6 protein-coding genes are annotated in these 13,605 nt (G+C 50.1%); 3 read left to right on the plus strand and 3 right to left on the minus strand.

The window, feature by feature from the left end:
- The first annotated feature begins 59 nt into the window (after positions 1–59).
- Positions 60–1,100: an ABC transporter permease gene (locus tag ACFMKP_RS07605; protein WP_382290535.1), complete on the plus strand. Its 1,041-nt coding sequence runs from the start codon at positions 60–62 to the stop codon at positions 1,098–1,100.
- Positions 1,101–1,140: 40 nt separating this feature from the next.
- The gene (locus ACFMKP_RS07610; protein ID WP_382290537.1) at positions 1,141–2,208 is read left to right on the plus strand and encodes an ABC transporter permease; all 1,068 of its coding nucleotides are present in this window, start codon (positions 1,141–1,143) and stop codon (positions 2,206–2,208) included.
- A gap of 400 nt (positions 2,209–2,608) precedes the next feature.
- On the opposite strand, the gene ACFMKP_RS07615 is transcribed toward ACFMKP_RS07610, so the two are convergent.
- The 3 genes from ACFMKP_RS07615 to ACFMKP_RS07625 all read right to left on the minus strand — a co-directional run bounded on the left by ACFMKP_RS07615 (position 2,609) and on the right by ACFMKP_RS07625 (position 5,058).
- On the minus strand, positions 2,609–3,133 hold the full coding sequence (locus tag ACFMKP_RS07615; RefSeq protein ID WP_382290538.1) for a flavodoxin domain-containing protein: 525 nt from the start codon (positions 3,131–3,133) through the stop codon (positions 2,609–2,611).
- A 161-nt stretch (positions 3,134–3,294) separates the two neighbouring features.
- Positions 3,295–4,140, minus strand: coding sequence for an NAD(P)H-binding protein (locus tag ACFMKP_RS07620; protein ID WP_382290540.1), 846 nt, complete (start codon positions 4,138–4,140; stop codon positions 3,295–3,297).
- Positions 4,141–4,233: 93 nt separating this feature from the next.
- Complete coding sequence (locus tag ACFMKP_RS07625) at positions 4,234–5,058, minus strand: MerR family transcriptional regulator (protein ID WP_382290542.1); 825 nt, start codon at positions 5,056–5,058, stop codon at positions 4,234–4,236.
- A 300-nt stretch (positions 5,059–5,358) separates the two neighbouring features.
- Between ACFMKP_RS07625 and ACFMKP_RS07630 the strand changes: the two genes are divergently transcribed.
- A complete protein-coding gene (locus ACFMKP_RS07630) occupies positions 5,359–13,539 on the plus strand; it encodes a PKD domain-containing protein (RefSeq protein ID WP_382290544.1) in 8,181 nt (2,726 codons plus the stop codon).
- The last annotated feature ends 66 nt before the right edge of the window (positions 13,540–13,605 follow it).

Consider the following 13,605-nt stretch of genomic DNA (forward strand, 5'->3'; position numbering starts at 1 on the left):
TAGCCGAGCCTACGCCGCTTGTTAGCCCTTAACAAGCGGCGTATAGTAAGGAAGAATGCATGCTTGGGTATATTTTTCGTCGGCTGCTTGGCATTATTCCCGTCCTGCTTGGCATTTCACTGCTGGTTTTTACCCTGTTGCGCACCATCCCCGGCGATCCCGCGATTATTATTTTGGGCGAGCGCTCAACCCCTGAACAGCGCGCAGCTCTGCGCACCAAACTCAAGCTTGATCGGCCCTTATACCTCAATTTTGAGGGCGGCAACGTGTTTGAAAGCCAATATGTAACCTATATCACCAATTTTGCAACTGGCGATTTTGGCGATTCGATCAAAACCCGCCAAGCAATTTCCAAAGAATTAAAGGAGCGTTTTCCAGCGACAATTGAATTGGCCCTCAGCGCTTTGTTGATTGCGGTCGTGGTTGGGGTAACCACGGGCGTGGTTTCGGCGACCAAACGTGGCTCGTTGCTTGATGCTGGCAGTATGATTGTGGCACTGCTTGGCGTTTCAATCCCAATTTTCTGGCTTGGCTTGATGATGCAATATTTGTTTTCGGTCAAGCTCAAATGGCTCGATCCCAGTTTGCGGCTTGATACCAGTTTGCATGGCACGTTTGAGCCAATTACTGGCCTCTATTTGCTCGATGGCTTGTTGCTTGGGCGATTTGACATATTCACAAATGCCTTTAAACATTTGATTATGCCCAGCCTAGCTTTGGCAACTGTGCCGCTGGCCAGCATTGCGCGTATGACGCGTTCGGCGATGCTCGAAGTGCTCTATCAAGATTACATTCGCACGGCGCGGGCCAAAGGTTTATCGGCAAGGATTACGATTTTGCGCCACGGCTTGCGTAATGCCCTGATTCCCGTAATTACGGTGATTGGGCTGCAACTGGGCTTTTTGCTTGGCGGCGCTGTTTTGACTGAAACGGTTTTTTCGTGGCCAGGCATTGGGCGCTGGTTGCTCGACGGCATTTTGGCGCGTGATTATCCGGTGGTGCAAAGTGGCGTGATGTTTGTTTCGCTGGTGTTTGTGTTGATCAATACTTTGGTTGATATTTCCTACCGCTTCTTTGACCCACGGATTCAATTTAAATAACGCTGCTCGGCGTTTTGCACTGGGCTAGTAAAGGGTGACTATGGCGACAACTGAACCAACTATCACCAATAAACCGACGAGCGATCAAGCGTTACTGTTGCGCAAGCCGCGTTCGCTCTGGAGTGATGCTCGGCGGCGGCTATTGAGTAGCACGGTTGGCATCATGGGCATGGCGATTTGTGCCTTTTTGTTTGCAATTGCGATTATCACGCCGATTGTGCAACCCCTCGACCAAACTCTCAATCGTGATACCGCCAATAAATTGCAGCCGCCGTCGTGGCTGATGAGCCAGGAAGAACGCGCCGACGCTGCCAAGAAAAGCATCGATAAAGCGCGCAAAGATACGCCTTGGGGACGTTTTGAACGTCCATTTGGCACCGACCAACTAGGCCGCGACATCTTTATTCGGGTGTTGCATGGTGCGCCAATTTCGCTGACGGTTGGCACGTTTGCGGTGGTTTTGGCGGTTATTTTTGGCTCGCTGCTGGGCCTGGTTTCAGGCTTTTTCGGCGGCATTATCGATACAATCACGACATGGCTGATGGATATTTTGCTGGCGTTTCCCTCAATTCTGCTAGCAATTGCCTTGACGGCGATCAGCAATAATCGTGAATCGTTTTCGTATAAATTTAGCCAACAAATTACCAACCTGCCAATTTTGCAAACGATCTTTGATCCGCCATTGTTCAATGCGATGTTGGCGGTGGCTGTGATCGAAGTGCCAATTTTTGGGCGGATTGCCCGGGCGGCGGTGTTGAGCGTGCGTAATCAAGAGTATATTCACGCCGCCGAGGCGGTTGGAGTTAGCCGCACTCGGATGCTGATGCGCCATATTTTACCTAACAGCTTAACTCCCATTTTGGTGCAAATGACCTTGAGCGTGGCTTCATCGATTACCAGTGTTGCGGCCTTGGGCTTTTTGGGGCTTGGCGCACAACCGCCGCGCCCTGAATGGGGTTCGATGCTGTCAACCGCCCGCGAATATGTTGGCACTGGTCAATGGTGGTATGCGCTGTTTCCAGGGATTGCGATTATGCTGACTGTGCTGGGCTTTAATTTGTTGGGCGATGGCTTGCGCGATGCGCTTGATCCACGGCTGAAGCATTAATTGATTGAATTTTTTAGTTTTATCAATGGTTCGCCACCCTTCCGTCCCGCCGCCGGCGGGAGACGCAGGGGGGGGCAGCCCCCTGCACCCCCAAATGTTTCTTCGTAGATTGTTGATATGCTTCTTAACCCCAAACTTTGTGCTCTTTATCCTTCGCGGTTGCTTGGTTCCTGATACCTGACAACCGAATCCCCCAAACCTGTTTCGCCACCCTTCCGTCCCGCCCCGGCGGGAAACACAGGGGGGTTTCAGCCCCCTGTACCCCCAAATGTTTCTCCGTGGACTGTTTTTGTGCTGGCTGCTCGCCAAAATGTGTGCTCTTTGTATTTCGCGATCTTCGCGTCCTTCGCGGTTACTCATCACTGATCCGCGACCCCCAACAACCGATCCCCAAAGCCTGTTACATCGCAAGTTGCTGGGGCAGGCCAGCGGCCCACGCTTCAATTGCTGACCAATTGCGATAATCGCCTTCACGCCAGCGCCGCACGAGCATTGCAGCGCGAAATAATAGTCGATAACCTAAGCTGATTTTGTTGAGGTCAAGCACGCCAGCAAACATGCCTTCGCTCTGTGGCTGCACCAAATTGCGCACAGGTTGCAGCCATTCGGCTACATCGGCGCTGGTTTTGGCTGGTTGCTTGGTCATTGCCAAGGCCAAACAGGTCAAAAAGGCAGCAAAGGGTTTAGTTTGTAATGCAGTTTGATGCTGCTTGACGAAGGCCAAAGCCTCTGGCAGCCACCGATTTTTATGAATTGCACTGCCAGCCACGACCGCCTGATAGCGATTCAAATCGCGCACCTGCTGCATTGGCAAAAGCTCAACCTGCAAGCCTTGTGCAGCGAGCACCTTGGCGATCGTTTGCGCTACGCCAACCGTTGAGCCGCCGCGACTGGCATAGGTTACGAGGATTGTTGGGTTTGACATGCCAAACTCCTTCCAAAATTAAAAGTCACTCACCCTAACCCCGCTCCCGTAGTGCGGGCGAGCGGTTTTAACGGCATAGTTCTTCGGCAATTCGTTAGTAAAAATGGGTGCTCCCCCTCGCCCGCGTTCAGTGGGAGAGGGGGCTGGGGGGTGAGGGCATCTTAGTGATTTACGCTAGCAAGTTGCCAAACACCACGGGCTGCTGCTTCGCGAGCATAATTGCTGAAATCGTTGGGCTGGCGACCCAAAGCGCGTTCGACTCCATCGCTGAGGTGGGCATTGCGGCCATCGAGCACTTCGCGAAACAAAAATTCGACCAACCAAATCATGTCGGCGGGCCATTGTTGCTCGTGCAAGGCCCCAATATAGGCTTCGATTGGAATTGGCTGATAATCGATTGGGCTGCCATTGGCTTGGGCAATTTCGCTCACTGCGTCAGCAAAGGTCATTAAGCGCGGCCCAGTTACTTCGTAAAGTTGACTAGCGTGAGTTTGAACATTGGTTAATGCGGCAACTACTACATCGGCAATATCATCTGCATCAATAAATGGCTCTTTGACTTCGCTGACGGGCAGAAAAATTTGGCCATTCAGTAGCGGCTCGTGAAAAAACGATTCGCTGAAATTTTGCATAAACCAGCTAGCCCGCACGATTGTCCAAGCGATTCCTGAGGTTTGAACGACTTGCTCGCAGGCTTGGGCGGCAGCTTCGCCGCGCCCAGATAACAGCACCAAATGTTTGACTCCGCTGGCGACCGCCAATTGGCTGAATGCGCGAATCGTGTCGATGGCGCTGGGAATTGCCAGATCTGGTTGGTAGCTGATGTAGACGCTTTGGACATCGGCCAAGGCTGCGGGCCAAGTTTGCTGATCATCCCAATCGAAGCTGGGGCTAGCTGAGCGGGAGCCAACCCGCACGTTATGGCCTTGCGCTTGCAAACGCTCAACAATTCGTTTGCCAGTTTTGCCCGTGCCGCCAGTTACCAAAATCAGATTATTCGCTGTCATGGGTTTTCCTCACTAGAAAATCAAATCCATGAGCAGTCTAAATCTTCACGTAGCGTTAACTGCAAGACTTATTTTGGCGCACTCATCAGATATTCATTTTTGAATTGGCTCGATTGGAAATTGCACTTCGGTCAGCAAATCGCTGCCATCGGGGTTTTCGGGCAGGCGCAGAGAAATTTCACGCGGTAGAGTAGTTGGGCGATAGCCATTAAGTTCGGCCCAACGCCCAATTTGCTCATAAGTGGTCAGAATCTTTTCAATCGGGCCTTGCACAACGCCTGTGGCCATGAGCTCGCTGGCTGGGTGCTGATCGAAACTTAATTGAAGTTGCTGGGAAATTTTGACCGGAGCATGCGATGGTTGTTCAATAAAACAGCCAATTTCGAGATCCATATCAAACAGCGAGTCATTGTGGGTTTGGCAAATGCAAAAACACATGCCATAGCGTTTGCTGGTTGGCAAATGCTGGCGAATCTGTTGAATTGCCTGCAAGCCAGATTCGAAGTTTTCGGCGATGATGCGGGTGCTGAGCACTGCTTGGCTGGGCATTGGCTTGAGCACAACATTCAGCGGCTTGTCGAAATCGTTAAGCGCATTCAGCCGTGATTCTATCCGCTGAATACGTTGCAGTTCTTCGCGCAGATGGGCCTCGATTTCAGCTTTTTTTTGGCGCAAGAGACGTTGCATTTGGTCGGCAGAAATCTGGTCGTGGCTCAAATCGCGAATTTGTTCAAGCGAAAAGCCCAAGTCTTTGAGCACCAAAATGCGATTTAATGCAGGCAATTGCTCGGCACTGTAATAACGTCGACCATTACTATGATCAATAGTTGCTGGTGGAAATAGGCCTAATTCATCGTAGTAGCGCAAAAAACGCTTCGAAACTTGGGCAATTCTGGCGAATTCACCAACCGTAAACATGCGCAACACCTCATTTGCTGGCTGAGATCAACACTCGTCGGAGCAAGCTATACCTCATTAGTCCCTGCTTCATTATAGTGCTTGTTGGTGCTATGGGGGATAAATTGCTCGATAGGACGAATAGCCTATAGGCATGCGTTGGTAATAGGCGTATTGTTGTCGCTATCTCATCGCAACAGCTTTGTTTAATTCGTTTTCTCGGCACAAGCGCGTACGCCTGCTGGCTATTTCAGTGCGCCTTTTTTCAGGGCCTTGTTTGGGTTCAATTGTAGGCTTGGTGGTATTAATAAGGGAGCTTGTATGATTCGTGAAACCAGTCGGTTTGCCCGGGCGGTTCGCCTGAGCTTAATCCTATTGTTGGGCCTTCAATTGGTAGTCCATCCCCAAACATCGTCTGCAGCTCCCAACCCTGCTGCCGCCTCGCCCGCCCAAGCCCAAGCAACTGGCTTGATTCGTGGCAAAACCGAAGCGCTCGATCCCTACTTGCAACGCGTTGCCGCTACTGATCCTGATTTATTTCAAGAAGCTGCCTTATTGGCTGTCCAAGATGTGTTTAATGGCACCTTGCCCGAAGTCGCTGGTGATAAAGCGATCGAGGAGCAAATTAGCTATTATCTTAATCGGGTGGCCCTGGGCTTGCCAATGCACCCAAGTATTAATGATCCAGCAGTCAGCTCAGCGCTGCAAGCTGATGCCTATTTATGGGAAAATAATCAAGCGGCGATTGGCGCAACCTGGCAGATGACTGCCCGCCCTGATACTAACCCGCAGGCCTTTGCCCAAGAATTCGATGCCCTTGCGAATGCGCAGATGCCAGCCGCCGTTGCAAACTCGCCCCGCACTGAAACTCCAGCACTTGCTGTTGTCGAGCCAGCACTTGATCCGGCGGAAACGGTATTGATGCCAGTCTTGCCAAGTAGCCCAGCTCGACCGAAAGCCCGCTCGGTTGGGCTAAGCAGCCCAGCAATGACCCAATTTTTGGCCAGCTTGCCAAGCCAACAGGCAGAAGCCGATTTTAGCGAGTTGCAGATTCAACCCCAAGTGGCGATCAATAATCCAGTTCAAACGCCATATGCCAAGTTGGCAATTACCGCGACTGCTCCTTTAGCAACCAGTTTTGATGAGCTGATCACCTACACGGTGACGATTAGCAATACTGGTGGTCAAGCTGCCTCAGCGGTTGAAATGACCCAGCGTTTGCCAGCAAATGGTATTTTTCAAGCGCCAGTCAATGGTTGTCTGCTCAAAGATGTTGATCAGGTGATCTGTACGGTTGGCAATTTGAATGTTAATCAAACCAAAACCTATGAAATTCCGGTAAAAATGCAGGGCAATGGCATTTTAACCAGCACTCTGACAGTCAAAGATTCATTAATTATCAACCCTGATACCAAACCAGCCTCGATTAAAGTGACTACAGCTGTTACCTCAACCAAGCGAACCCAACAAGAGGTTGGCAAGATTGTGATTGCGGCTGAAGAATTTACAACGTTTTTTGGCGAGACTGAGGCTTCAGGCGCGGTCGAAATTGGCTTTAAAAAGAATGGCAAATATACCTATCACCTGCGCCTCGGGCCAGACGATAAAATCAAATGGGATGCGGTTGGAACGCCAACGATCGTAACAACCTATGGCAGTGTCTCGCAAATTGAAGAAAATTTTCCCTTGTTCAAGGGCGATTTTGAAATTGATGTGAGCAAAGACAAGCCATTTATCACGCCAAGCCCCACAATTACCCCAACGATTAAGCATTTGGCTGGCTTCCAACTTTTAGGCAGCGCCGTGATTAGCGATGTGGCGATTCTGTCTGGTGAAGCTGGCTTTATGACCGAACTCAAGGTCTCGTTGCCTGGCATTAGTACGACATCGAAATTAACCCCAACCACCAAAATTACTACCAGCGGCATTCTTACTGGCACAAATCCTGTTTCGGGCACGGTGAAGCAGAATACCTTGCGCTTGACAGGGCTGATTAAGCCAGGTGGCAAGGGCGAAGCCAAAATCGACGAGTTTGAAATGTTCTTTGCTGGCTTGAAGGTCAAAGTAAAAGATGCGACCTTCAGCGGCGATAAAATTAAAGTCAAGCAAGCGCTGTTAACCATGCCCAAGCAGCTTGGTGAGCTAACTGGCATTGTCGCGCAGATCGAAGTAACCTCAAAATCAATTACCTTTGGCGGGGTTGGGGTGAAAATTCCCTTGCCCAATATTTACCCCTTGGGTAAACCGACGACGAGCACCAATCCACTGAGTTCAACCAGTCTTTTGGCTCAAACAGCTGCGCTGAGCCAAACCGGAGCGTATACTCCAGCAATTGCCTTTATCAAAAACTCCGCCACGATCATGTACGATAGCAAGGATGGCTTTAGCCTCCAGATTGATAGTACGCTTGATTTACACGTCGCCAGTAACGATCGCAAAATTCCGGTTGAACTCAAAATCGATTGGCAAGGCAACGTCAAAGGCACAATCAAAAAACTTGAGCTTAAAATTGCCGGCCATGATCTCGAGATGAAAGATGTGGTGATTAGTAATTCGGGCTTGAAGGTCGATGAAGCTAGCTTTACCATTACCTTCCCCTCGGAGAAGAAGCAAGAGCCAAATGCCTCGGCTGGAGCACCCAAAGAGGGCGATAAGAAAAAAGAAGATAAGAAATTAACCATCACAGTCAAGAAGGTTTCAATCACCAAAAATGGCTTTGCGATTGGCGAAGGTGCTATTGCCAGCGATTTGCCGGATTTTGGGCTTGGCGAGAGCATTCGCTTTACCAAAAATAAAGTTAAGTTTGTCGTAACCAATCCCATTACCGACCCGGCCATGGAACTTGAGCTTGAAGGCACGCTCAAAGTGCTGATCAAGAGCAGCGAAATGGAAACCAAATTTAGCGCGAAATGGGATAAAAAGGGCAAATTCTCTGGCAAACTCAAGGAATTAACCCTAACCGTGGCAAGTTCGAAGCTCGAATTGAAAAATGTTGAATTCAATACCCAACGCTTTTCGACCAATTCAGCCAGCCTGACCTTGCCAGCGTTTCTTGGCAGCACCAAAATTATTCTCACCAAAGTGGTGATTGACGAGAATGGGCTTTCATTTGGCGATGCGGCGGTCAAAATTCCGGTCAAATTTACGATCGGCAAAGAAAATGGCGAACCAAGCCCAACCAATTCAGTCACAATTTCGGGCACACTTGGGCTAGATTTCAAGCAAGATAAATCGTATAGCTTTGTCTTTGCTGGCAAAGTTTCAATCACCCTCGCCTCGCAAACTGCCGAAGCCGAAGGGATGGTCCAGATCGATAAAGATGGCAAAGTGACTGGCAGCGTCGATAGCTTCGAGTTGACGATTGCAGGCATGAAGCTGGCGATCAAAGAAGCGAGCATCGAAAACGGCACGGTTAAAGCTCGCGAAGCCACATTTGCGATACCCAAGGAATGGGGCGGTTTATCGGTCTCGGTCTATAATATTGAGATTTCCAAAGAAGGCTTTTCGATTGGCGGTGGCTCGTTCAAATTGCCAGAAATTAAAGTTGGCGATATGTCGCTGAGCCTCGAAGGCACGCTCAAAAAGGAAGGCAATGGCTGGATCATCGCTGCTGGTGGTGAGTTGAAGCTGCCCAATGCAAGTGGCGCTGGCTGTAGCGGCTTAGGCGTGAGCGTCGAGATTTTTGCTGGCAGCAATCAAACCGTGGCAATGCGGATTGTGCCTGCTTCAGCAGATGCGATTAATGCCTTCCAATTGCGCAAAGTTGGTGTCGTGCTCAAGTGTACGATTCCCTTGGGGACAAGTGGCTTTGATCTAACGCGGATTGAGGGAACGGTAACCCTGACCAGCAATGTGACCAAAATCGAAATGAAGGCCACAATCGAAAGCAAAATGGGGATTGGCAGCTTCCGTGCCGTCACAGCCGATGGCAATATGTCTATGGAATATGTCAAAAACCCTTACAAATTCGAGATTGGCATCGGCGCATCGATGAAGATTTTCTCGATGTTTGAAGCAGCTCGTGCGAGTGCCAAAATGCGCTTTACCGATGGCGCAGTGCCCTTCTTGTTTACCGCCGAAATGAATATTAACGCCGTGATTGCCCGTGGCAATATGAAACTGACTGCCTGGACGAAAGATGGCGCATTCAACTTGGTTGGGCGAATCTATGGTGAGGTTGGGGTTAAACGTGGGGCCTTGGTCGATAGCTGTTGGCGGGTTTGGCTGCCATTCCGCACCCGCGAAGTGTGTTTGCGTATCCCCAGCGACGATTTCTTTATTGGCGCTGGCATGGAGTTTGGCAAGTTCAAGCGCGGCAATGGCGATACGTGGGGCTTCAAAGCCAGCGTCAATATTGCCGGAGCCAACTATGGAATTTACGTTGATACCAATGGCCGATTTAGTGTTGGCAATGTCGATGATTATCGTTTGATCGATGCTCCATCGCTGCGCCGCGCTCGCTATTTGCACGATTTGAACGCCAAACAGCAACTCAATCGAGCGAGCCTAAGTGCTGAAGATGCAGCTTTGTTCAACGATTACAGCTTCAACAATCAAGAAATTATCATTAGCACGGTCGAAATGACTCGGCCTGGCGATTTGATGTTGAGTATGTTGCGCTCAGTCAGCGATAGCGATTTGCAGGTTAGTTTGGTGCGGCCTGATGGCTTGCGCATTACCGGCAGCAATCCTTCTGGCAACGTGACCTTTAACGAAGTGTTTGTTGATCCACGCGATATTCGCGACCCAATCACCCAAGCACCAGATCTCACATCACCGCCAATGATCCAAACCAGCCTGAATGTGACCAATGCTGAGCTTGGCCAGTGGAAATTGGTCTTGCAACGTGCACCAGCTTTCGATTTTATTATCAATGTCAGCGGCACGGTCTATGGCCCGCCAATTGAAAAGTTGGCTGTTAGCAACCAGAACGACAGCAATAATCTTGTTGATTTGGCCTGGATGCAAAGCACGCCTTACACCGCAACCGCAACGATTTACGCTAGCCAAGATACGATTACCGATACGGCGAGCTATACCAAAACCAATAACTTCTTGCGCGCCGATGGCATTATGGCCACCGAGACGATTACGGTTGATGTTGGGACAGTAACGAAGTTTGGTGGCTATCCGTTGGCAAGCTTCGATTACGCCGAAGGTGTCCAAAACGCCAGCGAAACGCTTGATCTTTCCTCGCTCAAGAGTGGCGTTTACAACCTGTGGCTCGAAGTCAACGACGGCCAAAATCCACCAAGCCGCCAATATTTCCCCAACACAGTGAGCGTGTTGCACGAATTGCAGCCAACCTGGACGAGCACCACCGTGATTACGCCAGGCTATGGTAGCTTGGATATTGCTTGGGAGCCGCATCCAAACCCTGATATTGATGGCTATGAAATTCATGTCCGTAGCCAAAATGATCAGTTTGATGAGGATCTCTCAATTATTGATGTTGGCGATGCTGACACGCAAATCGTGACGGGCTTAACTGGTGGTAAGGCCTACGATGTGATGATCGTTGGCTACGATTCAGGCACGGGCCGCACGTCGGAGTCGAGCTTTGCTGCGGCAACGCCATTGGTTGCGCCATTCAGCATCAGTGCCAATCCAAGTGGATTAACCTTGGATGCTGGCGTGGCAGGCACAACCAATTTGACGATTGCTTCGAGTGTCAATCCTTATCCAGAGCAAGTGTTTTTGGAAATTGCCGAATTGCCTGAAGGCTTTGCGGCCCAAATTAACACGCCAATTCTGACACCAACCTTGGCCGGAGTTCAATCGAGCGTGGTCTTAACCCCAGCCGCTAGTTTGCTCGGCGGGACTTACACCGTGACTTTGGTGGCCTTGTCGAATGGCAGCGAGCGCTATCTCAACATTCCAGTGACGGTGCGCGAACCAGACTTTAGCCTGCGCACCAGTGTCGATAACCTGACCCTGACGAATTTCAACAGCACCAGCGTTGAAATTGATGCAACCTATCAATTTAGCGAACGTGATGAGATTTTCGTTGATGTCGTAGATATGCCAGTTGGCGTTGATTGGTCATTCACCCGCTCAAGCTTTATGCCAGGTGAAAAAACGCGCTTGATTCTGACCGATACGCTTGATCTTGAATATGGCGATTATCCAATTACCTTATTGGCTTTTGATAATGAACATGCCTACACCAAAACCCTTAATCTTGCAGTAACTGGCTTCTATGTCGAAGCAGTTGAGAATCAAGCGGCTCGACCGCATGAAGTTGGCGCGCCCTATGTTTTGACGGTCGATGGCAATGATTGGAATCAGCCAATTGAACTTACTATTGAAGAGAAATCCGATCAGCCATTGTTCTTTGCCAGCTTGTCGAGTGCTACTGCTGAGGTTGGGCAATTGGTCAATCTGCAACTAAGCCCATTGATTGATACTGCTCCTGGTAGCTACGAAGTCTTGGTGCATGCGGCGAGCGCTGGCTATACCCAAACGATTCCATTGTATGTTACGGTGCAAGCCAACGACCTGACTACTGATGTGGCGATGGGCTACGAGGGTTTGGCCGAAGGCTATGTGGTTGCAGGCGAAAGCTATAGCTACATCCTTGCACCGAAGAATATTAGCCTTAATCCAGCGCGTGATGTCATCGTAACTGATCGCATGCTGAATAATACATTGGTGACGCTTGCTGGCGCTGATGGTTGTGGCGTGGCGACAAATGGTTCAACAACAAGCTTGAGTTGTAGCCTTGGCGATATTGACGCTGGCAGCCAAAATAGCGCCAAAACGCTGACTTGGCAGGTCAAGCCCGATGTTGCTGAAGGCACCTTGATCTCGCATACCAGTGAGTTGTTGGTCAACGATACGACAATTAGCGAAACCTCTGCGATTGATAATCGTGGCGAAGTGGCCTTTACGGTCGAACGCTTATCGGATCTCGATTTGACGGTTGACTATGCAGACGTGGTGAATGCTGGCGAATTGGCCACCCTTACCGCGACAATTACCAATCCTGGGCCATCGGTTGCCGCCGAAACGGTCTTAGAATTCTATCTGCCAGCAGGTACGAGCTTGCATAATGCCAGTGTTGGCTGTATTCAAGAAGCTGAATTGGTCAGTTGTCAGTTGGGAAGTTTGACAGTTGGTCAGGTCGCAACGGTTGCGGTGACGCTCAAGATTAATCCTGATCAACGGGAATATCTTGAAACCTTGGTCGCTGTTGATAGCGATTCGTATGATGAGGATTTGAACAATAACGCCGTTTACACCTTCGCTGAGGTTGCAGCTGCTGCTGATTTAGCCGTCACGATTACGCCAAATCGCAGCGCAATCAACGAAGGCGAAGCCGTTGAGTATCTGGTGACCATCATCAACCAAGGCTCAGCTACCGCCAATAATTTGCAAATCGAACTTGATTTGCCTGCTGAAGCCGATATTATTGAGCTGCGGATTGGCAATGTGTTGGATCTGCCTGAGCAATTGATGCTTGCACCTGGCGCAAGTTTGACCGCAACGATTGGCATTCTCTATCCTGAAGACGACGCTGGCACGCCAATCAGCATTCAAGCAACCGCCTTGGCCGATGAAGCGAGCGCTGTAACAGCCACGAGTGCCAATCTCAGCGTGGCGAATCTAGCTCCAACTGGGCTGTTTACCAACACCATGGTTGTCAACGAAGGCGAGTTTGGCGTGCTCGCAGTGATGATCGACGATGCTGGAACCAGCTACGATCCATTGAGCGTCGCTTGGGATTTGGATAACGATGGGGCGTTTGACGATTCGAACACGGCAATTACGCGCTTTGATGCACGCTCGATTGATGGAACCACGACTCGTCCAGTTGCGGTCAAGATTCTTGATGATGATGGCGGCGAAACGATTCTGAATGGCACGGTGATTGTGCGCAATGTTGCGCCAATGGTTGCTGCTGGCCCTGATCAATTCCAAATCTATAACGAGCAATTTACCCTTGATTTGGCCTTGAGCGATCCATTTGCCAACGATACCAAGACCGCCAGCATTGATTGGGGCGATGGGGTGATTGATACGCTGCCGCTGGCTGCCCAAGTGACAGCTGCTAGCGCAGACCATACCTATGCCACCATTGGCAAATATGCCACCAAGGTTTGTGTGACTGACGATAACCAAGGCCAAGGTTGTGATGAAGTGGTGTTGTATGCCATGTGTCGCGATAATGGACTCTTGGTGCGGATCGTTCAACAAAACACCCAGATTAGCATTATTTTGGAGAATGCAAGTGGGAACGTGGCAATTCCGGCAGGTATGCCATTGACCCTGTATCATGGCAATACGGTCTTGCAAAGCTTTGTGCTCGAGCAGCCGTTGGCGGTTGGGGCTTCGCGTACGCTCAACTATACCTGGGCCAATGCCCCATTGAGCGCAACCCTGCGGGTTGCCACCGACGATAACGGTACTGGCACAAAATCGACCGATTTCTGTTCGGGTAGTGTCTACAAGTGGGCGATTAACACGACGATCTATGCTCCGGTAATTATGGTTAATCGCTAATTGCGCTGATTACTCTTGCTCGTTTGCGGGCGAGGCCATCACTATAAAAAACCTGACTGGGGGCTG

This window comes from Herpetosiphon sp. NSE202 (assembly GCF_042688385.1).
Classification (GTDB): domain Bacteria; phylum Chloroflexota; class Chloroflexia; order Chloroflexales; family Herpetosiphonaceae; genus Herpetosiphon.